Annotated in this window: 12 protein-coding genes and 1 pseudogene (1 of these 13 cut by a window edge); 6 read left to right on the forward strand and 7 right to left on the reverse strand. The window is 69.5% G+C overall.

Features of this window, described 5'->3' with window-relative positions:
- Together FMQ63_RS13355 and FMQ63_RS13360 are read right to left on the reverse strand one after the other, a co-directional pair.
- Nucleotides 1–4,214 carry the start of a non-ribosomal peptide synthetase gene (locus FMQ63_RS13355; protein ID WP_011554085.1) on the reverse strand. Its footprint begins 4,933 nt before the window's first position, so the window shows 4,214 of its 9,147 coding nt (coding positions 1–4,214); it begins with the start codon at nucleotides 4,212–4,214; its stop codon lies beyond the left edge, outside the window.
- Entirely contained in the window at nucleotides 4,211–10,660 is a 6,450-nt protein-coding gene (locus FMQ63_RS13360) for a type I polyketide synthase (protein ID WP_020478336.1), read from the reverse strand. The genes FMQ63_RS13355 and FMQ63_RS13360 overlap by 4 nt, the downstream gene beginning before the upstream one ends.
- Nucleotides 10,661–11,302: 642 nt before the next feature.
- Between FMQ63_RS13360 and FMQ63_RS13365 the strand changes: the two genes are divergently transcribed.
- Nucleotides 11,303–11,839, forward strand: coding sequence for a DUF2378 family protein (locus FMQ63_RS13365; RefSeq protein WP_011554083.1), 537 nt, complete (start codon nucleotides 11,303–11,305; stop codon nucleotides 11,837–11,839).
- Between the two features lie 4 nt (nucleotides 11,840–11,843).
- On the opposite strand, the gene FMQ63_RS13370 is transcribed toward FMQ63_RS13365, so the two are convergent.
- Together FMQ63_RS13370 and FMQ63_RS13375 are read right to left on the reverse strand one after the other, a co-directional pair.
- Nucleotides 11,844–15,446, reverse strand: a complete 3,603-nt coding sequence (locus tag FMQ63_RS13370; RefSeq protein WP_011554082.1) for a M1 family aminopeptidase — start codon at nucleotides 15,444–15,446, stop codon at nucleotides 11,844–11,846.
- A gap of 9 nt (nucleotides 15,447–15,455) precedes the next feature.
- Entirely contained in the window at nucleotides 15,456–16,337 is an 882-nt protein-coding gene (locus tag FMQ63_RS13375) for an ABC transporter ATP-binding protein (RefSeq protein ID WP_011554081.1), read from the reverse strand.
- Nucleotides 16,338–16,403: 66 nt separating this feature from the next.
- On the opposite strand from FMQ63_RS13375, the gene FMQ63_RS13380 reads away from it, so the two are divergent.
- Nucleotides 16,404–17,675, forward strand: a complete 1,272-nt coding sequence (locus tag FMQ63_RS13380) for a cellulase family glycosylhydrolase (RefSeq protein WP_020478337.1) — start codon at nucleotides 16,404–16,406, stop codon at nucleotides 17,673–17,675.
- 15 nt (nucleotides 17,676–17,690) lie between these two features.
- Here FMQ63_RS13380 and FMQ63_RS13385 read toward each other — a convergent pair whose 3' ends face one another.
- The 3 genes from FMQ63_RS13385 to FMQ63_RS13395 form a co-directional block, all read right to left on the reverse strand.
- The gene (locus tag FMQ63_RS13385) at nucleotides 17,691–18,431 is read right to left on the reverse strand and encodes a response regulator transcription factor (RefSeq protein WP_011554079.1); all 741 of its coding nucleotides are present in this window, start codon (nucleotides 18,429–18,431) and stop codon (nucleotides 17,691–17,693) included.
- Nucleotides 18,428–19,711, reverse strand: coding sequence for a sensor histidine kinase (locus FMQ63_RS13390; protein ID WP_011554078.1), 1,284 nt, complete (start codon nucleotides 19,709–19,711; stop codon nucleotides 18,428–18,430). The genes FMQ63_RS13385 and FMQ63_RS13390 overlap by 4 nt, the downstream gene beginning before the upstream one ends.
- A 109-nt stretch (nucleotides 19,712–19,820) precedes the next feature.
- Nucleotides 19,821–20,207, reverse strand: a complete 387-nt coding sequence (locus FMQ63_RS13395; protein ID WP_225909301.1) for a hypothetical protein — start codon at nucleotides 20,205–20,207, stop codon at nucleotides 19,821–19,823.
- Between the two features lie 122 nt (nucleotides 20,208–20,329).
- Here FMQ63_RS13395 and FMQ63_RS13400 point away from each other — a divergent pair, with 122 nt between their 5' ends.
- The 4 genes and pseudogenes from FMQ63_RS13400 to FMQ63_RS13415 form a co-directional block, all read left to right on the forward strand.
- Nucleotides 20,330–21,097, forward strand: a complete 768-nt coding sequence (locus tag FMQ63_RS13400) for a HesA/MoeB/ThiF family protein (protein ID WP_011554076.1) — start codon at nucleotides 20,330–20,332, stop codon at nucleotides 21,095–21,097.
- Complete coding sequence (locus FMQ63_RS13405; RefSeq protein ID WP_011554075.1) at nucleotides 21,085–21,324, forward strand: sulfurtransferase TusA family protein; 240 nt, start codon at nucleotides 21,085–21,087, stop codon at nucleotides 21,322–21,324. Before FMQ63_RS13400 ends, FMQ63_RS13405 begins: the two co-directional genes overlap by 13 nt.
- Nucleotides 21,325–21,331: 7 nt before the next feature.
- Complete coding sequence (locus FMQ63_RS13410) at nucleotides 21,332–21,604, forward strand: ubiquitin-like small modifier protein 1 (protein WP_011554074.1); 273 nt, start codon at nucleotides 21,332–21,334, stop codon at nucleotides 21,602–21,604.
- A 5-nt stretch (nucleotides 21,605–21,609) separates the two neighbouring features.
- A pseudogene (locus FMQ63_RS13415) lies at nucleotides 21,610–21,937 on the forward strand (ThiF family adenylyltransferase); the annotation flags it as partial.

Raw genomic sequence — 21,937 nt, forward strand, 5'->3', positions numbered from 1 at the left:
TACTCGGGAAGGCTCGCCTGCGTCCGCTTGCGCAGCTCGCTCTCCAGGCGGCGATCCACCCGGCTCCGGAGCGGGTCATTGGCGCGGCGTGCCCCCACGACGATTTCCGGTGCACTGCCGAAGAGGGCCACGGGCCCGTGCGCCGACTTCGCAGCCGGGGTGAAGACCGCGTCGAAGGAACCATCCACGCCGCCGCGCGACCAGTCGAGGGCGACGTTGAGGGACAGGGCCTCCGCGAGCTGGTGGAGAGACTCGGGGTCGATGCCAGGCTCCGGATCGCTCGCGGGCGTCGTGGCATCGCGGTCCAGCACACGCCGACGGAGCTTCTCGAAGGAACCGGGCCGCGAGGATGCTCCATCCGTCACGCTCGCCAGGGCGTCCAAGGATGCCTCGACTCGCGCGTTCCGGATGCCACGCAGGCCGACACGCCGGGTGCCGTCCTGGGTCAGCCGGGCGCGGAGCTCGGGCAGGCTCACGTTGCCCGGGCCCCAGGCCACGTCGGAGGCGGGGCTGGGAGGGGTGTCCAGGTGGATGAGCACGTCGTAGCGGAAACGCGTCAGCTCGTTCAGGCACGCGCCCCGCTTCGGGCGAATCTCCACGTGGGTGAGGCGAGGGATGCGCTGCTTGAGGGCCCAGAAGAAGTCCGGGGCGAGCACCAGCTCCTCTTCCGCCGCCATGCGCTGCGCCACGCGGGTCTTGAGCACCTGTGGGTCGAGCGTGCCGGACGCCTGCGCCAGGATGATGGACGCGTGGAAGGCCTCCAGCAGGCGGAAGTTCCGTACGTCACCCACGAAGATGACGCCGCCCGTGTCCAGCCGCTGTGAAGCCTTCTCCAGGGCCTGCGCGAGGTACTCCGCGCTCGGGAAGTACTGGACCACCGAGTTCAGCATCACCGCGTCGAAGCGCATGTCGCCGAAGTCGATGCCGTCCAACTGGTCCGCCGCGCAGTGGAAGAGCTTCGCATGCTCGAGTCCGGCCGACTTCGCCGTGTTGCCCCGGAGCATGTTGACGACGACACCCGAGACGTCCGTGGCCCAGTAGGCCTCCGTGGACGGCGCAATCCGCGTGAGGAGCAGACCGGTGCCACAGCCGATTTCGAGCACGCGGCGGGGCTTCCGCACGAGAATCTGGTGGACCGTGTGGTCGACCCACTCCTTCATCGCCTCCGCGCTGAGCGGTGCGCCGGTGTAGCTGCTGTCCCAGCCCGCGATGTTGAAGCTGGGGTCCAACTGCGGCTCGCTGGCGGAGCGTGCATAGAGGTCGTCGTAGAGCGCCTTCCACTCGCCCACGTGCGTGTCGCCGACGCCGCCGTCCGCATCCGAGGACAGGAGCGTCTCCGCGGCGTTGTCCCTGGGCACGACGTAGGCGGCGATGCGGCGGTCATCCGCGCTCCGCTCATGCGTGGTGACGTAGGCATCCGCGACCGCCGGGTGCGTGGCGAGCACCGACTGGATTTCACCCAGCTCGATGCGGAACCCGCGAATCTTCACCTGGTCGTCGATGCGCCCCAGGTACGTGAAGCCGCCCTCCGGAAGGCGGATGGCGAGGTCGCCCGAGCGGTAGAGCCGCTTGCCCGGCGAAGACGGGTCCTCGATGAAGCGCTGCGCGGTGAGCTCTGGGCGCTTCAGGTAGCCGCGTGCAACACCAGCGCCGCCGACGTACATCTCCCCCGGAACGCCGGCCGGTACGGGCTGGCCGTGCTCGTCGAGCAGGTGCAGCTCGAGGTCTGGGAGCGGGCGCCCGATGGGGCTCGCGGCGGAGGTGAGGTCGGCCTCGGTCACCCGGTAGTACGTGACGTGCACCGTGGTCTCGGTGATGCCGTACATGTTGATGAGCTGCGTCCCGGCGTCCCCATACCGCTCGAACCAGGGGCGCACGGTCGCCGCGTCCAGCGCCTCACCACCGAAGATGATCCACTTGAGGCCGCGGCCGCCCTTGCCATCCGCGATGGACGGCGCGCGCGTCAGCGCTCGGAATGCGGACGGCGTCTGGTTGAGGACCGTCACGCCCTCACGTGCAATCAGCTCACCGAAGGCCTCGGGCGCGCGCGTCATCCAGTGGGGCACGACGACCAGGCGCCCGCCGTACAGCAGCGGCCCCCAGAGCTCCCAGACGGAGAAGTCGAACGCCGCGGAGTGGAACAGCGTCCAGACGTCATCCGGCCCGAAGCCGTAGAGCGGCTCCGACGTCGTGAACAGCCGGGTGGCGTTGGCGTGGGTGACGACGACGCCCTTGGGGCGCCCCGTCGAACCAGAAGTGTAGATGACGTAGGCGGCGTTGTCCGGCGTGATGGCCGGCTCGGGATTCGGCGCGCGCCGGCCGCCCTTCCAGTCGAGCGCGTCCACGAAGACGGTGGGCACACGCTGGGTGGGAAGCTCGCCGGTGCGGCTGGACTCAGTCACCAGCGCGGCGACCTCCGCGTCCTCCAGAATCAACGCGAGCCGGTCCTTCGGGCTGGCGGGGTCCAGCGGCACATAGGCGCCGCCGGCCTTGAGCACGCCGAGGATGGAGACGACCAGCTCCGCGCTGCGGTCGACGCAGATGCCCACCAGTGACTCGGGGCCCACGCCGTGGTCGCGCAGCGCATGCGCCAGGACATTCGCCCGGGCGTTGAGCTCGGCGTAGCTGAGGTGCGTCTCGCCAAACGTCAGCGCGGTGGCATTCGGGCTGCGCTCGGCCTGGGCCTCGAACCAGCCGGTGAGGGTCTGGGCGGTGGTGACGGCCGGGGCGCTTTCAACGCGCGCCTCGTGCACGGGGGACGGGGCCTTGACCGCCAGGGACAGCCGGGCCACCGGCTCATCCGGCGCGCGGACCATCTCCTCGACGAGCTTCTCGAAGTAGCCGCGCCACAGGGCGACGGTGTCGTCGTTGAAGAGGGCGCGATTGAAGCGGAGCACGCCGGAGAAGGCGCCCCGCGTCTCCCACATCTCCAACGTGAGGTCGAACTGCGACTCCTGGTCGCTGATGGGGAAGGGCTCGAGCTGCAGGTTGCCCCAATGGACGCGGGCGTCCTCGTCGGGCGAGGCCCACAGCGCCATGGCGCCGCCGCCCTCGCGCGAGGCGTGGAGCGAGATGGACGCCTGGAAGAGGGGAGACACGCCAGGACGGCGCTCGATGTTCAGTCGCTCCACGAGCGATGCGAACGGGAAGTCCTGGTGCGCGAGCGCCTCGTGGACGACGGTGCGCATCCGGCCCAGCAAGGTCCGGGTGGACGGCGCACCGGAGAGGTCCGCGCGCAGCGCCACCGCGTTGGCGAAGTAGCCCACCACGTCATGGAAGGCGGAGCCGGGCCGGCCCGCCGTGGGCGAGCCAATCAGGATGTCCTCCTGCCGCGCCAGACGCCCCAGCAGGGCGGCATAGGCGGACACGAGCACGACGAAGGGCGTGGACTCGGCGCTCTGTGCGAGCGCCTTGATGCGGGCCGTCAGCTCCGCGGAGAGGCGGAACGGGCTCGCGCCACTCCGGTTCGCGGAGACCGCCGACCGGCTGCGGTCGGCGGGCAGCGCCAGGATAGGAAGCTCACCATCGAGCTTCTTCTGCCAGTAGTCCCAGTGGGCCCGCCCCGCGGCACCCGACATCGTCTCCGCCTGCTGCGCGACGAAGGCGGCGTAGCTGCCCGTGACGGGCGGCAGGGACGGCTGCTCGCCTCGCGCGATGGCCTGATAGAGCTGATTGAACTCCTGCTGGAGGATGCCCGCGGACCACCCGTCGTAGACGATGTGGTGGACGGTCATCAGGAGGACGTGGTCCTCGGACCCCAGGGAGAAGAGGTTCCCCCGGAGCAGCGGGCCCCGCTCCAGGGAGAACGGCTGACGGTAGGCGCGGGCCACCTCGGACTGGAGCTGCTCGGCGCTCCAGCCCTGCGCGTCCACGTGGGTGAAGCTCGGCTCGAGGGTCGGGTGGCACGTCTGGACGAGCTGCCCTTCCGCGGTGGACGAGAACGTGGTGCGCAGGGACGCGTGGCGCTCGGCCAGCATTCCGAACGCGCGCTTGAGCGACGCCACATCCATTTGCGAGCGGATGCGCAGTGCGAAGGGCGTGTTGTAGGCCGCGCTCTCCGGGGCCTGCTGGTGCAGGAGCCACAGCGCCTTCTGGCCGGACGCGAGCGGGGAGAGGCGGGGGGCCGCCTTTCCGGACTTCGCCATGAGCTCCGCGAGCAGCTTGCGCTTCGCCTCGAGTGAGAGGCCCTTCATGTTGTCAGCCGGGGTGCTCATGCCGTCTCCCTCTCCTGCGCCGTCTGCGCGGCGAGCATGGCCTGGAGGATCGTGTCCAGCTCACCCTCCGACATGCTGTTCACCTGCTGCTCGATTTCGGCTTCCTCCGTCACCGGTTCCGGCGCGGGCGCCGCGACGGCGGCGGCGGGCCCGTCGAACTTCGATGACAGGTTGGTGGCGACCTCCACCAGGCTCCCGGCGCGCAGCAACTCCAGCGCGGGAATCTCGATGCCGAGCGCCTCGCGGATGGTCCGCTGGACCTGCATCGACAGCAGCGAGTCCACGCCCAGCAGGGACAGGGGCTTCTGCGGTTCCACCCGCTCCATGGGAATCTGGAGAATGGTGGCGAGCCGTTCGACGAGGAACTTCTCCAGCTCTGGCTGCCGGGCCTCGGGGGCCAGCCCCGACAGATGTCCGCGCAGCTGCTCCGCTTCGCTCTGTGCGCCACCCTGGGCACTGCCCAGCAGGTGTGACGTCCTGGCGGACTTGCCCAGGTGTGGGGCGGCGCGGCCCAGCTTGGACCACTGCACGTCGAAGAGGCCCAACTGCGGCGTGCGCAGGCGCAGCACCCGCTTGAGCGCGGTCAACACGGTGGCGGGCGCCATCGGGTTGAGGCCGAGCGATTCGAGGTAGGTTCGCACCGCTTCGTCCTGGGCCATGCCGAACTCACCCAGCACGCCCCAGTGGATGCTGATGGCCGCCAGCCCTCGCGCGGCCCGGTGCTCCGCGAGCGCGTCGAGGAAGCTGTTCGCCGCGACGTAGTTGCCCTGACGCGGGTTGCCAATCAGCGCGGCGACGGACGAGAACAGGACGAAGAGGTCCAGCGGCCGGTCCTGCGTCAGCTCGTGGAGAATCCACGCGCCGCCCGCCTTGGGAGACATGACGCGCTGGATGCGCTCGAGGTTCAGGTCGGGCATCGGCGCGTCGTCCAGCACGGCCGCCGTGTGCAGCACGCCCTTGAGCGGCGGGTGCGTGGCGTCGATGCGCGCGAACAGCGCCCGCATGTCGTCCATGCTGCTGACGTCCGCGGCGGCCGCGGTGACGCGAGCGCCGGCCGCCTCCAGGTCCTGGACCAACTGCTTGGCTTCCGGCGTGGAGGCGCCCTTGCGGCCGGTGAGCACGAGGTTCCGTGCACCCTCCGCGACCATCCACCGGGCGAGCGCAAGGCCGAACCCGCCGAAGCCGCCGGTGACGAGGTACGTGGCGTTCGCATCGAAGAGCGGCTCGTCCGCCGCCGGCGCGAGCGCGAGCGGCTCACCATCGGCGAACGTCAGCGTGAGCCGGGCCAGGCCCTGGTCCCGCGAATGCTCCGCCAGCCACGCCGGTGCCTCCTCGGCGCGGGTGACGGGCCAGGACTCGGACGGCAGCGCCGGCAGTGTCTGGAACCGACCGAGGACGGACTGGAGCCGCGCGGCGACCTCCTGGGGACGCTGGCGCAGCATGGCCGCGACGTCCACGCGTGCGCAGGCCGCGCCACGGGGCCAGGCGGTGGAGAACAGGCCCTCCGCCGGAGCGAGCGGGCCCGCATCGACGAAGCGGCCGAAGGCCCCGAGCACACTGGTGATGGTGGGCTCCGCGTCGCAGGACGCGTTCACCAACAGGTCCACGCCCGCGCCGTCCGTCCACTCCAGGATGTCTTCCGGGAGGGATGGCGAGCGCCGGTCGAAGACGCGAACGCCCTCTGGCACCTGCCGCGTGTCGCCGTCCAGGATGATGCCCGTCCGGGCTCCCGCGGCACGGCCGAGTTCGATCACGGCGGTCCCCACGCCACCGGCGTCCCCGATGACGAGGAGCCGTTCGGAGGCCTGGATGTGGCCATGCACATGAAGCGCGTACTCCGCGCTTAGGAAGGGCAGCAGCCGTCCCTGGGACGTGCCGGCGCTGACGAAGTCCCGGTCCAGGCGCAGCACCACGTGCGTGCCCACCACGGGCGCTTCTTGCGCGACCAGCGCCTGCACCACCTGGCCGGACGTGAAGCCCGGGGTGGCCTCGCCTACCGCGACGACCACACCGCCCACCTCCAGCGGCCAGTGCGTGTCGGACGCACGCCGGCCTTGCACGGCCGCGGCGCGCGTCAGCGTCACGTGGGTGACCTTGATTTCGACCTCTCCGCGCGCGGGCTGCTGGCGCGTGGCGCGACGCGGTCGGCGCTCGGCGCCGTCGAGGGCGATTTCGAACACCTGCTCCACGCCAGCCGGCGCGGGCGTGCCCTTCGTCTGGGCCTCCCACTCCGGAAGGGGCTTCGCGCTGAGGCGGCGGACGAAGCGGCGGGTGTCGCGCAGCGCGACCTCCTCCTCCTGCGTCTCCGCCAGCAGCTCACGAGCAAGCCGCTCGATCAGCTCCGGCTGCGACGCCGAGGCGCTCTTCGGCAGGTCGATGGAGCGGGTCCGCAGGTGCGGGAACTCCGCGGGGACGACGCGCGCGAAGCCAATCAGCGGCGTGGCGGACAGCGCACCCAGACCGTCACCCGGGGCCGCGCGCTGTGCGTCGCGGGTGACGATGCGCAGCGACGCGCCATCGCCCGGCGCCAGGGCCAGCACCACGTCGAGCAGCGCCTGCACGTCGTTCGACTCGACTCCCGGACGCGCGTCCAGGCCGGCGAGGTAGGCAACGTGCTGGATGCGGACACGGCCCACGGCCTCCACGAGGGAACGGACGTCCTCCGCGTTTCCGGGACGAATCTGGAAGCGGTGGTTCGACTCGCGGACGAATGTCTCGCCCCGCGTCACCAGGACCAGGTCCTGGATGCCGGTCCGCTGGAGTTCACGCGTGAGTTCGGCGCCGATTCCGCCCTGGTCGGCGAAGACGAGCCAGGTGCCCTGGCTCTTCGCGGGCAGCTCCTCGGCGGTGGCCTCGAAGGCGTGCGTGTACGTCCAGTCGTAGAACGCCGGCCTGGGCACGGACTCCTCACGGTCCGCGAGCGCGGCGCACTCGACGCCCGTCAGCTTCGCGCACACCCGTCCATCGCCGTCCAGCAGCGTGATGTCGCACTCGAGCTTGTGGGCCGTGCGCGCGCGAATCCGGGCATGGCACCACAGCGGCGCGTGGGCCACGGGAGGGGTGGAGAGCTGGATGCTCCGGCAGCCCATGGGCAGGTAGAGCCGCGCGTCGTCCTCGGGAAGCCAGGACACCATGGCCTGGAGGCACGGGTCCAACCACACGGGGTCGAGCAGCATCTGCGAATCCGCGGTGATGCGCGCCACTTCCGCTTCGGGAAGGACAATCTCGGCCAGCAGCTCCTTCTCGTTGCGGCGCAGCGTGCGGATGCCGCGCAGGCTGGGGCCATACTCGAGCCCGCGCGTCGCCAGCATCCGGTACAGCGCCTCGGTGTCGAGCGGCGCCTCGGCGTGGATGGCGAGCTCGCTCACCCGGGCCTGTGTCTCCGGTGGCGTGTGGACGTTCCGGCGGATGCGCGCGGTGGCGTGACGGGTCCACGCCGTGCGGTTGTCGCGCGGCCGGCTGTAGATGGTCACCGTCTGTGCCGCCTCGTCGTACGTGGTCCGGACGACGGGCTCGTCATGGCCGGTGACGACGAGCGCGTTCTCGAACCGCACCTCTTCCAGTGCATGCGGCTCGGAGAGGCCCATGGCGCGGCGAACGGCGAGCGCCAGCTCGACGTAGGTGGCGCCAGGGACGACGAGCGAGCCCCGGACGCGGTGGTCCTGGAGGCACGGCAGGAAGCGCGCGTTCAGCCCGCGTTCCCAGGTGGGCAGCGGCGCGGAGACGCGGGGGCCGAGCAGCGAATGCTCGTCAGAACCCCGACGGTCCGTGAGGGCCTCCTCCGACTCGTGCCAGTGCTTCTCACGCTGCCAGGGGTAGGTGGGGAGCTGGGTGTAGCGCGAGCCCTGCGGATAGAGGCCGCTCCAGTCGATGGGAATGCCCGCGACGTAGAGTTCGGCCACGGCCTTGGTGAACGTCTTGTGCTCGGGCTCCTGTCGCCGGAGGGAGGTGAGGACGCGGCCCTCGACGCGGGCCTCCGCGCAGCACTCCTTGATGGACGCCAGCAGCACGGGGTGGGGCCCCAGCTCGATGAAGAGCCGGTAGCCGTCCTTCAGCATCTGCCCCGCGGCCTTCGCGAAGAGCGTGGGCTCGCGGATGTTGTCGCACCAGTATTCCGCGTCGTAGGCAATGCCTTCGATGCGCCCGCCCGTGACGGTGGAGTAGGTGGGCAGGTGCCCGGCGGAGGGCTTCAGCGCGGCCAGGCTGCGGCGCAGCTCGGGCTTCAGGCCCTCCATGGCGGGGCTGTGGTACGGCACCTCGACCTTCAGGATGCGCTGGAACACGCCGCGCGCCTCCAGCTCCGCGGCGATCTCCTCGATGGCCTTCGCGTCACCCGACAGTGTCACCGCGTTGGGGCCGTTGATGGCGGCGATGGACACCAGGTCCTCACGCCCCCGGATGGCGGCGCGCGCGCCTTCCTCGGAGAGGCCCACGGCGGCCATCTTTCCCTGGCCCGCGGCCTTGGCCTGGATGCGGCTGCGCTCGTAGATGACGAGCATGGCCTGCTCCAGCGTGAAGCGGCCGGCGGCATAGGCCGACGCGACCTCACCCGCGCTGTGGCCAATCACCGCCGCGGGCGTGATGCCCGCGCGCCGCCACATCTCCAGCAAGCCAATCTGGAGGAACGTGTTCGCGGGCTGCGCGATGTCCGTCCGCGCCATGTTGGAGGACTGCTCGTCCGCGAGCATCTGCTCCAGCAGCGACCAGCCCGCCAGCCGCTGGAAGAGGGCGTCGCAGCGGTCCAGGGTGGCGCGGAACAGCGCGTCTTGCGCGTAGAGCTCCCGGCCCATGGCCCACCATTGGGGCCCCATGCCGGTGAACACGAAGACGGGCCGGGCATCCGCGGCCTGGAGCGTCCGGCCGGAAGCGCCCAGCTCGGCGGGGTTGCCCGACGCGAAGGACTCCAGCCGCGCCGTCAGATCGGCCACGTCCTCCGTCGCCAGCAGCGCCAGCCGGTGCTCATGGTGGGCGCGGCGCGTGGCCGCGGAGAAGCAGATGTCCGGCAGCGAGGCCGGCGCCGGCGTGGCGAGCATCTCCGCGTAGGACTGCGCCAGGGCGCGCAGCGCCTCGGGGCTGCGGGCGGAGAGGGGGAGGAGCAGCGGCGCCGGGGTTGCATCGGCGCGGGCTTGCGATGCGGCGGACGGGGCCTGCTCGATGACGCAGTGGGCGTTGGTGCCGCCGTAGCCGAAGGAGTTGACGCCCATCCGCAGCGGCTCGTCCTTCCGGGGCGCGAGCGTTTCAAGCGCGCGCGGGATGCGGATGCCCAGCGTGTCGAAGGGGATGGCGGGGTTGAGGTTGCGCAGGTTGGCCTGCGGGGGCAACTGCCGGTGCTGCAGGCACAGGCTCGCCTTGATGAGACCGGCCACGCCAGCCGCGGCCTCCAGGTGCCCGATGTTGGCCTTGAGCGAGCCGACCCACGGTCCCTGGCCGTCCTCGCGCTTGGAGACGGCGCCCAGGCCACCCAGCTCCGCCGGGTCACCCACGGCGGTGCCCGTGCCATGGGCCTCGAAGGCATGGATTTCGGTGGGGTCCAACGCGGCGCTGGCGCAGACGCGGCGAATCAGCGCTTCCTGCGCGCGAGAGCTCGGCGCCGTCATGGACTCGCTGTGGCCGTCCTGGTTGACGCCCGTTCCTCTAATGACGGCGTAGACGCGGTCCTGGTCGCGGACCGCGTCGGAGAGCCGCTTGAGCACCACGATGCCGGCGCCCTCGCCACGGCCGTAGCCGTCCGCGCGGGTATCAAAGCTCTTGGAGTACCCGTCCGCCGACAGGAACTTGCCCTTGCTCATGGCCACGAAGATCTCGGGCCGGAACATGACGTTGACGCCACCCGCCAGCGCCAGTGACGTGGTGCCGCTGCGCAGGTCCTGGCACGCCAGGTGGACGGCGACCATCGACGAGGAGCACGCCGTGTCCAGGGAGATGCTCGGCCCCTGGAAGTCGAACATGTACGACAGGCGGTTGGAGAGCACCGTCATCGTCGAGCCCACCGCCGTGTGCGGTCCGATGAGCTCGCGGTTCATCGGCCCCATGTGCGTGAGCATGCTGTCGAGCATGAACCCGCCGACGTAGACCCCCGTGGGGCTGCCCGCGAGCTTGTCCGCCGGAAGGCCCGCGTCCTCCAGGCTCTCCCACGCCACCTCCGCGAGCAGACGCTGCTGCGGATCGAGCGTCGCCGCCTCCCGGGGCGAAATGGAGAAGAAGGCCGCGTCGAACGTGTCGATGGCCTCCTGCAGGAAGCCTCCCGCCCGCACGTACGTCTTGCCTGGCTTGTCTGGGTCCGGGTCGTAGTACCGGCGGTGGTCCCAGCGCTCCTTCGGGACTTCTACGATGGCGCAGCGGCCCTGGGTGAGCAGCTCCCAGAGGTGGCGTGGTGACTTCGCGCCCCCTGGAAAGCGGCAGCCGATGCCAATGATTGCGATGGGGTCGTGCTCAATATTGGACACTGCGCTCATATCTAAAACCTACGCCAATAGCGGATTGCTCGTAAAGCCAAGGCTGTATTCTTAACTCTCGAGATTGGTTGTGTATGAATGGGTTACAGCATGTGTCACAGCCGCGTTCCCTCTGAGACACGACGTCTCAATCCGGTGAGAAAACGCTCAAGGCCAGGTTTCTTCACCCAATTCCTGTTACGGATGTCGCGCGGGTCTCCCCCTCTGGCATTGGCGCCCGGGGACATCCTCTCAGGACTGTCTGACACTTGTGGGGCTCCGCCGTGTCCCTTGCGTCTTTGCCAGTGCGCGACTTCCGTCATGATTCGGAACGCGGCCGCTGGGAGCGACTTCGGGCCGTTGCTCCGGATTCTCGACGCACGAGACGCGTGTGTCGCCGCATGTCACAAGCACGGCTTCGCCGCCGGATCGGATGAATCATTCTCACTCACTGAGACACCGGGAGTGATGTGAGGCATCCATGTCTACTTCACGCCCGTGGGGCTGGGGATGCCGCCCAGGCTGCTGGCCCGGCTCCAACTGCCTGACCACGGCGGCCTTCGCGGCGACTGAGCGAGAACGTTGGCGAGTCAAACACCGCCGGTGCATCCGCTTTCCCGCACCGCTTGACTCCCCTAGGGTGCCGCGCCACCGATGCCAGCCGAAGTCACTGTTCAATCAACGTTGTTCGAATCCCTGGTCCGCCTGGCGCAACCCGACGCGAAGCTCCAGGCCGAGTTCCTGGCCGCGGGCTTCGACATGGACAAGCCCCGCGCCACCTATCCGGCGGCCGTGTTCGTGGGTTGTCAGGACGCGACGGTGCGCTACCGCTACAAGGGCATGGACCGTAAGTCGGCCTACCGGACCCTGGGGCGGGAGCTGGTGCGCAGCTACTTCGACACCCTGGTGGGCAAGGTGGTGGGAATTGCCCTCAAGGTGGCCGGACCCGAGCGCGCCATGAAGCGCGTGTCGCTGAGCTTCAGCTCCGTCTTCTCCCCGGTGGACATCCAGGTGGAATCCCTGGGGCCGGCGGATTGGCGCGTCCGTTTCCGGGGCTACCCCTTCCCGGCGGAGGCCGCCGCGGGCACCTGTGAAGGTGCGCTGCGGCAGGCCGGCGCCACCGAGCCCCAGGCGAACGTGGAACGCTACGAGCCGCCCGACGGCTTCGACCTGCGCATTCGCTGGAGCTGACCCGTCAGGGCGTGGACGGGCTCCCCAGCGCTACCGCGGACGCGACGGTGGGCTCCGTCACGTTGTCGGTGGACGTGCGGTCGATGAGCACGTTGAGCGGGTCGATGCCCACCTGGGCGGGCTTCACGGGAACGGTGAAGGTGAACTCCGATTCGCCCTTCGTCACCCGGCGCTTCTCCAGGAAGATCGCCTCGCCGCGCTCGTCGAGCGCGCCCACGTCCATCCAGTCGTTGAAGTCCACCTCTGTCTGTTCGCCCTTCTCACCGGCGCGGTACTTCTTCGACTTCACCTTGAGGGTGACGTCCCAGGTGCCCTGGTCGTTCTGCCGCACCTGCGCGGAGACGGCGCGGTTGTCGTAGAGGGTGATGTTCTCGAACAGGTCCTCGATGAGGTACTGGTACTCCGGCGGCGTCTCTTCCCGGAGGAAGCCCAGCAGCTCGGAGGAGCCGGTGTACGGCGGGCCCTGGAAGCGGACCTTCTCCACGTAGCGGCGCAGGGCGCGGTTCACCCGCTCCTCGCCGATGAAGTCCTGCAGCGCGTACATGACGAGGCTGCCCTTCTGGTAGTGGATGTACAGCTGCTGTTCCACCCGTGCCAGCGGCACCTCCTTCTTCGATTCGAACGCGCGGGCCGCGAGGTAGCGGTCCAGCTCGAACTTGAGGAAGCGCTTCATCTTCATCGGCCCGAAGCGGTGCTTCATCACCATCAGCGCGGCGTACTGCGACATCGTCTCCGACGTCATCGTGGCGCCCTGCGCGCGCGCGCCCACCACCTGGTGCGCCCACCACTGGTGGGCAATCTCGTGCGCGGTGACGTAGTACGGGTAGTCCACGTCGTCGGCGCGTCCGTCCTCCACGCGGGCGATGAAGCCCAGTGCCTCCGAATACGGAATCGTATTGGGGAAGGACTGGGCGAAGCTCGCGTAGCGGGGGAACTCCAGGATGCGGGCCTGCCGGTGCTGATACGGCCCGAAGTTCTCGCTGCAGTACTCCAGCGTGTCCTTCATGCCGCGCATCATCCGGTCCAGCGCGAAGGTGTGCGTGGGGTGGTGGTAGATCTCCAGCTTCACGTCGCGCCACGTGTCGCGCATCACCTCGTAGCGCGCGGACAGGACGGAGAAGAAGTTGAGGATGGGTTTGTCCATCCGGTAGTGGAAGAAGCGGCGGTTGCCCTCGGTCCACTCCTTCTCCAGGTAACCCGGGGCAATGGCAATCTGGTCCTTCGCCGTGCTCACCGTGGCCTCGAAGGCGATGAAGTCCGAGTCCTGGCGGATGTAGTTGTCCTGCTTCGCCTTCGGGTCGTCGCGGTCCGGCAGGCGCTCGCGAGGCGGCAGGCCGTAGTCCTTGCGGTCCCGGTCGTCCTCCAACTCGGCGCCCGTCTGGTAGCCGAGCACCGGCAGCTTCATGTTGTCGAAGAAGGTGCCGTTGCCCACGATGTCCGTGCGCGCCCCGCCGTGCTTGAAGCCCTTCGTGCCGAACTCCAGGTCGAACACGATGGCGGAGTCGGCGCCGGGCGCCAGCGGCGTGGGCAGCTCGTAGATGAAGATGCCGAGCTCGGCGTCATGCATCGCGGGCTTCGTCACGCCGGCGAGGGACAGGCCGCGCACCCGGGCGTCGTCCGGAAGGTTGAGCATCACCTTGGAGATGGGCGCGTCGGTCTTGTTGCGGATGCGGTAGCTGCCCAGGGCCTCCAGGCGCAGCTCTTCCGGGTGGATGTGGAAGGTGACCTTCGCGGCGGTGATGCGTGGGTGGGGCAGGGCGGCGTAGGACGCGTACTCTTTTTCGTAGCGGGCCTGCTGCCGCTCCCGGTCCTTCCGCGTGATGTACGGGTTGAGGATGTGGGTGTTGTAGTAGATGAACGCGCCCGCCCCGATGAAGACGCAGAGCGACAGCGCCGCGGCCGCCGTCCACGCGCCCGTGCGCCGAGCCTTGGCTGCTGCCCAGCGCTGCTTCCAGCGCGCCTCCAGGCCTCGGACCGTGAGCAGGTAGCCCACCGCCACGAGCAACGCCGCCAGCCCGTACCAGTAGACGCGGTGCCACACGAGCGCGGGGATGATGCTGCCGAAGCGGTTCAGGTCGGAGTAGCGAAGCGTGGGCTCGGAGCCGTAGCGGACCAGCAAGTCTTCCACGCCCATCAGGCCCAGCGCGGCCTGGAGGACGAAGTAGAGCACCATCACCAGGTACGCCAGGTACTTCTGATGGATGAGCACCTGCGCGAAGAAGGCCAGCACGCACAACAGCGCGTCATGCGGGAAGTCCAGCAGGAAGAGCTGTGTGGCGTAGAGGTTCCACTCGATGTCGACGTAGCCGCGAAGCACCTGGGAGAGCAGCGCGGACAGCAGCGCCACGGCCTTCAGGGAGAAGGCCACGAGCAGCAGCGCCCCCAGCTTCGCGCCATAGGTGACCCAGGACGGCACGCGCGTGGCGTCCACGATGTCGGCCAGCCCCGCGTCGCGCTCCTTCCACACCAGCTCACCCGCATAGAAGGTGATGGTGATGAGCAGGAAGGGCTGGAACGTTCGCGTGGCCGTCTCCAGCACCTGCCACGTCACCGGCCAGGTGGCGGTGCCGTATATCTGCTTCGAAATGGAGATGCCCATGGTGCCCATGGCCAGCCCTGCCACGACGAAGGACCAGAACACCGGGGAGCGGAGGATGTCGCGGTATGCCAGCCAGGAGGTGGCGAAGGCCGTGCGCAGCCAACTGCCCGTCGTGGGCGACGCCAGGGTGGTGGGGATGGCGACCGGGGCGGGGGCCTCCTTCTCCTTGCGCGTGCCGCGTCCCCGCTGCTCCTCCACGGTGGTGCGGAAGCGCAGGACGGCCAGTCCCAGGAGCGCGGCGCCCACCACACTCCACAGCAACCGGTTGGCGAGCAGCAGCCCGGCGAAGGGGACGTGGTCCTGGTTGCGCTCGGCCGCCGTCCAGTAGCGGGTCGCGTTCTCGAAGGTGAGGAAGCCGAACGGGTCCAGCAGGGACGCCAGGTCCTGGTGCTGCACGTCGGACATGGCGGCGCTGAGCGTCAGGTACCCCATCACCAGCACCACGACGCCCACGTACACGGGGGCCATGCGCCGCGTCAGGGCGGCCAGCGAGAAGAAGACGGCGCCGGCGAAGAAGAGCGTGGGCCAGACGCCGATGACGTAGGGCCAGAGGTAGGAAGTGAGCTGGAACGGAGCGAGCCGATCGGCATCCACCAGCCACACGCCCGCGGCGCCCACCATCAGCCCGGGGATGATGGCCAGCATCAGCACCGCGCTGAAGAGGTACGCACCCAGGAACCGGCCGAGCAGGTACGGGCCCTTCTTCACGTTCTTCGTGAAGATGAGCATCCACGTGTTGTGGCCGAAGTCCTGGTAGGCGGCCTGGCCGAAGACGGCGGCCACCATGAAGAGGCCGAAGTAGGCCAGGCTGATGGTGAAGCTGAAGACGGTGTGCGGGCTGTTGACGCGGACCAGCTCCGGGCCCGACGCCACCGAGAACCCCTTGAACACGGCGCCAATCGCCAGCGTCATCAGCGCGGCGGCGGCGGCCAGCATCAGGGCGTAGACCCAGGTGGAGATCATCTTCACCCGGCGCCGCAATTCGAAGGTCAGGAGGGCGGTGAACATGGTGGGCCCTCAGGGCTGCTTGGATGCCCGGGCGAGCGCGTGGAAGTACACGTCCTCCAGGTCGGGGCTGGCGGGCTCGAAGCCCTCTGGCGGGGACTCCGCGTAGACATGGACCAGTCGCTGACCGGCCACGCGCCGCACGGCGATGACCTCCAACTGTTTCATGAGCGCGTCCAGTTCCTCCTGGTGGGTGACGAAGCGCTTCCACACGCGCTGGTGCAGGGACTCCACCAGCTTCAGCGGGTGGCCGCTGGCCACGACGTTCCCCTGGGCGAGGATGGCCATGTTCTGACAGAGGTCCGCCACGTCGGAGACGATGTGCGTGGACAACAGCACCACCACGTCGGTGCTGATCTCCGCCAGCAGGTTGTGGAAGCGGAAGCGCTCGGCGGGGTCGAGCCCGGCGGTGGGCTCGTCCACGATGAGCAGCTTGGGATTGCCGAGCAGGGCCTGGGCGATGCCGAAGCGCTGCTTCATGCCGCCGGAGAATCCACCGAGCCGCCGGTCGCGATGCTCCCAGAGGTTCGTCTTCTGGAGGAGCGCCTTCACCGTGTCATGGCGCGGGCCGCGCTGGGCCAGGCCCTTGAGCTGGGCCAGATGGTCCAGCATGTCCCAGGCCGTCACCTTGGGGTACACGCCGAAGTCCTGTGGGAGGTAACCCAGTACCTCGCGCAGCCGGTCCTTGTCCCGGCGCAGGTCGATGCCGTCGAAGGTCATGGTGCCCGCGTCCACGTCCTGCAGTGTGGCGATGCTGCGCATCAGCGTGGACTTGCCGGCGCCGTTGGGCCCGAGCAGCCCGAACATTCCGCGCGGAATCGTGAGGTTGACACCCTGCAACGCACGGGTGCCGTTGGGGTACGTCTTCGACACGCCTTCCAGTCTGAGCTCCATGGCGGCGAACCTAGCCCAGTCCTCGGGACCGATGCGTGGAGCGCGTGGCGTCGTTACCATGTAGGCATGCCCTTTTCTCGCCGGACCTCCACCGCCTCCGCGGCCGTCGCCTTCCTCCTGGGGGCCTGCGGAGAGGGGGACCCGGTCATGCTGGAGGCGGTGGCCGCAAGCTGCTCGGGCGGTCCGGCGCAACACCTGGACCGGTTGCCGTCCGGCGCCATGGTGCTCAACGCCTACTTCCTACAGGAAGAGGCCACCCGGGACGCGCGGCGGGGGGCGGCGGAGTCCCCGGTGCTGGAAGAGGTGCTCGCCAAGGCCTCCGCGCTGGGCGTGCGCGCGCTGCGCACCAATGGACACAACGACGCGCTGTCGAAGGTGGGGGACACCGCCATCCAGGTGGCGCCGCTGGAGTACGACGAGGTGGCCCTGGTCGGCCTGGATTGGGTGCTCACCCGCGCCCGCTTCCATGGCGTTCGCCTGGTGCTGACGCTGGGGAACTACTGGGATGCGTATGGGGGCGCGCGCCAATACGTGGAGTGGGCGGGGCTCCCCCGGCCCGTGGAAGGGGATGCTCGGTTCTTCACCGACCCGGTGGTGGTGGCGCACTTCAAGGCGCATGTGGCGCGGTTGCTCAACCGGGTGAACACGGTGGACGGCATCCGCTATGGCGACCACCCGGCCGTCCTGGCCTGGGAGCTGCTCAACGAGCCGCGGGGACGGGGGCTGGACAAGGAAGGGGCGCGGCTGCGCGCATGGATTGATGACGTGGCGCGCGAGGTGAAGACGCACGCGCCCGGCCACCTGGTGGGGACGGGGGAGGAGGGCTTCGAGCCGTCTCCCGACGGGTACGACCCTGGCTTCTGGTCCCGCTCCGGGTCGCCGGTGCTTCGCACGCCGGGGGCCAGCTTCACGCGCAACACGGCGTCCCCGTACATCGACTTCGCGTCGGTGCACTTCTATCCGGAGTCCTGGGGCCTGGGCGGCATCGACACGGCCGAGGCCGGCGCTCGGTGGATTCGGGAGCACGCCGCCATCGCCCGGAACCTGGGCAAGCCCTTGTTCGTGGGCGAACTGGGGCTGCGCAACGAAGGCGCGTTCGACGTGTCGCAGCGGCGCGCGCTCTATCGCGGCTGGCTGGAGTGCATGCGGAAGGAAGGCGTCGGCGCAGGGGCGCTGTGGATGTTCTCCACCGACGCCCGGCCGGAGGCCTGGGACGACTACACCTTCTATTACCGGGACGGCACGCAGCCGGGAGACCCGGTCAACCGGTACGCGGACCTGGTCATGGAGGCCGCCGCCGCGGAGCGTCCGGGCGCGGCGGTCTCCACGGGGCGCTGAGCGCGGCGCTCCGGCTCAGACGGAGATGAGGCCCTTGCGGATGCCTTCGGTGACGGCCTCCACGCGGTTGGTGACCTCCAGCTTCCGGTAGATGTGCTCCAGGTGCGTGCGGATGGTGGCCTTGCTGAGGTCGAGCAGGCGCGCTGCCTCGCTGTTGGAGACGCCCTTGGCGATGAGCTGGAGGATTTCGCGCTCGCGGTCCGACAGCGGCTTGAGCAGGGGCTCCTGGGGCAGGTCGCTGGCCGACGGCTCCGGCGCGGCGGGCGGTGAGATCAAGGGGCTGGCGTCGGGCTCCACGCGGAAGTGACGGAGCAGCCGGCGGGCCAGGTTGGGCTGGATGACGGTGCCGCCCGCGCGGACTTCCTTGATGGCCTCGATGATCTTGTCCACCGGGGCGCCCTTGAGCAGGTAGCCGGAGGCGCCCGCCTTCACGGCCTCCAGCACTTTGTCCTCCTCGTCGAAGATGGTGAAGATGAGGATTTCAATCTTCGGGAAGCGCGCCTTCACCTCGCGCGTCACGTCGATGCCGCTCATGCGGGGCAGGCCCAGGTCGAGCAGCAGCACGTCCGGCATCAGCTTGGGCACTTCCTCCAGCGCGGCTTCACCGGAGAGCGCGGTGCCGATGATGTCCATCTCCGGGTGGTTCTCGAAGAGGCGGAGCTGGTTCTTGAGGATCTTCGTTTGATCCTCGACCACGAAGACGCGAATGGGCGGCGAATCAGGAGGCTGCGGGGCGTCCACGGGAGCTCCGGTCATGACGGGCGACAGGGAAGGGAGAATGCCACCTGGGCGCCAGCGCCGGGTGACGAGTCCACGATGAGCTGGCCACCGAGCTTCATGGCGCGCTCGCGCATGTTCAACAGGCCATAGTGGCCGCGCGGCGTCCGGGAAGGGTCGAAGCCCTTGCCGTCGTCGCGTACGACGAGGTTGACACGGTCCTCGCTGAAGTCGAGCCGCACCTGGACGCCCTTGGCCTCCGCGTGCTTCACCGCGTTGGACAGCGACTCCTGGAGGATGCGGAACAGCGCCAGTTGCACGTCCGGGTCCAGCTTGCGCTGGAGCCCGGTGCGCTCGAAGCGGATGTCCAGGCCCGTGCGCTCGCGGAACGTCTTCGCGTAGTCCTCCAGGCCCTGCGCCAGCTCGAAGTCCTCGCGCATCATCCGCAGGCTGCGCCGCAGCTCCTCGATGGACTCCTCCGCGGTGAGCTTCAGTTCGCGGATCTCCTCGCGCAGGCCCTCCTCGCGCGCGAGGTTCAGGATGTATTCGGACTGGATGATCATCGACGACAGGGACGCGCCCAGGCCGTCGTGGATCTCCCGGGCCATCCGGTTGCGCTCCTCCACCACCGCGAGCTCCTTGAGGTCTCCCTGGAGCGACACGACCTCGCGGTGCGCGGCGGCCTCGCGCTCGTTCAGGTACACGAGCACGTAGACGATGATGAAGTTGAGCGCCAGGTACCAGAGCAGGGTCAGCAGCTCCACCGCCGTCACGGAGCGGTTGAGGAGCAGGTCCAGCCGGGTGGTGATGGGCAGCGCCAGCAGCGGCGGCAGGATCGCCAGCGGCTTGGGAAAGAGGATGGCGAAGAGCGTGGTGAAGAGCAGCTGCGTGGCCAGCAGCGGGCTCTGGAGACCGCCGCCGACGTGCGGCTTGGCGATGAGCACCACGCTGATGGTCACGTCCAGGCAGAGGGTGATGTACGTCACCCAGCGGCCGGCCTTGGGGTGGTCGATGACCAGGAGGTTGGCGACGCTGTAGAGCAGCATCGCGAAGTAGCCCACGAAGGAGAAGGGCCCGGTGAGGCCGAAGTAGCCGCTCCAGGCCGGCACCGCGAGGATGAGCAGGCCCAGCGTGAGGAACATCATCCGCGCGTAGAAGAGCGCGCGGGCCCGTGCCACGAAGCGGTCCTGCTCCCACGAGGCGGCGGCCTGCTCCGCCGACACGCTGTCCGTCAGCTTGCGGCGCTCCAGGACCTTCCGCACCCGGGCGCGCAGGTCGTTGGCAGGCGTTTCCTCGCTCAATGCGAGTTGGGAATCCATTCGTCCGGCAGTCTACGGGAGCAACCGGGGGGCCGGGAATCCCGGAGGTGGCCCGCCCCGTTTTCTGGGGGGCGAGGGGGCAGGCCCCACGCCGGGCGGAAGCACCGCGTTACTCCGCGGCGGCGTCACCCGAGCACGCCTGGCGGACTTCGGGCTTGTTCTTGAAGATGAAGTCCAGCCGATCGATCTGCTCACCCGTGCGCTCATTGAAGAGCGGCGTGCCGCCCGCGTACATGCTGCCCTCCGGGTTGCCGTACGCGTCCAGCCCCTGCTTCTGGAGCCACGAGTCCACGCAGGCCTCCTGGGCCGCGCGAGCCGTGCTGCCGGAGCCCGCGTCCTCGGCGCGCAGGGCCCCCTTGCTGGCGCCCGTGCGCGCGGCTTCGTCCGTCGCGGCGGAGGCGTCGGTGGGGCCCGGGGCCTCGCCCGACTTGCGGGTGCAGCCAGGAGCCAGGAAGAGGACAGCGGAAAAGACGAGCACGCCGGTCAGGTTTTTCATATGTCCTGGCAGGTGGGGGCCGCGCGGACGCGGGACGGTGGAGAGACACCTGCGCCCTTCTGCATCGTGGTACGCAGGCGGCCCCACCATATTCGTTTCCGACCGCGTGGAGCAGTCATCCGATGCATGGCCACGGTACAGACCACCACCCCCGAATTCCCCATGCGTCCCGGCTGGAGCGCGCGCGCGTACTGCTGGTGGGGGCTGGCGGGCTCGGATGCCCGGCGTCGTTGGCGTTGGCCCAGGCCGGTGTCGGGCACCTGACGCTGGCGGATCCGGACTGCGTGGACGTGACGAACTTGCCGCGCCAGCTCTGGCACCGGGGCGAAGACGTGGGCCGGAACAAGGCGGAGTCCGCGACGGCGGGCCTGGCGCGGGCCTTTCCCGGCCTGAGCACGGAGGCCATCCCCGAGCGCGTGGACGCGAGCAACGCGGAGGGGCTCTTCCGCGCGCATGACGCCGTCATCGACGCCACGGATGGCGTGGCCACCAAGTTCTTCCTGTCGGACGTGGCGGTGCTGACGGGCGTGCCGCTCATCTATGGCGGTGTGCTGCGCATGCAGGGCCAGGCGATGCGCGTGGACCCGGGGGGGCCGTGTCTGCGCTGCCTCTATGAAGCGCCGCCTCCGCCGGATGCCGTGCCCACGTGTGCCCAGGCGGGGGTGCTCGGCTCGCTGGCGGGGCTGGTGGGCGCGGTGCAGGCCCTGCTGGCGCTGGAGCTGCTGTCGGGCGCCGCGCGAGGTGGGCAGGGCGAGGCTACGCTGCACGTGCTGGATGCGGTGTCGATCCTGGGACGGCGGACACGCGTGGCGCGGGCACCGGACTGCGAGGGCTGTCGAGTCACGGCCATCCCCGCGTACCCGGAGTCTCCGGAGGCGTGCGCGACATGACGGCGAGGCTGGACATCACCCGCGAGGTCTGTCCGATGACCTACGTGCGGACGAAGCTGAAGTTGGAATCACTGGAGCCGGGCACGTTGCTGGAGGTGCTCCTTCGGGGCACCGAGCCGCTGAAGAACGTGCCTCGCAACGCGCGCGACGAGGGCCACGAGGTCGTGTCCCTGGACGCGCTCCCGGACGGGACGCACCGGCTGGTGCTCCGCAAGCAAGGCAGGTGAGTGAGTCATGGCGACCCTTCGTATTCCTACTCCGATGCGGGGCTTCACTGGCAATCAGGCGGAAGTCGCGGCTCCCGGCGCCACCGTGGGTGAGGTGCTGAAGAACCTGGACGCGCGCCACCCGGGCATTGGCGGCCGGGTGTTCGACGAGCGCGGCGCGGTGCGGCGCTACGTCAACGTGTTCCTCAACGACGAGGACATCCGCGCGCTGAACGGGTTGGACACGCCGGTGAAGGACGCTGACCGCATCACCCTCATCCCCGCCATGGCGGGGGGCTGACGGCCATGGCGCTGCGCGAAGATCAGATCCTGCGCTACTCCCGGCAGATCCTCCTGCGCGAGGTGGGCGGACGTGGCCAGGAGTCCCTGCTCGCGGGCACGGCGCGGTTGGATGGCATTGGCGCGTCGGGGCTGACGGCGGCGGCGTACCTGGCGGGAGGTGGCACGCCGGTGACGGGCGCGGGCTCGCTGACGCTGGGGCCCTGGGCGCCGGGCTTCCTGATGGGGCCTTCCGACGTGGGCCTGCCCGTGACGGAGGCGCTGGCCCGCGAGGTGCCCGCGCTGAATCCGGACGCGGGCGCGGTGGGGCAGGGGGGCGGGCTGGTGGCGGAGC

It is taken from the genome of Myxococcus sp. CA005 (assembly GCF_006518205.1).
Lineage (GTDB): Bacteria > Myxococcota > Myxococcia > Myxococcales > Myxococcaceae > Myxococcus > Myxococcus xanthus.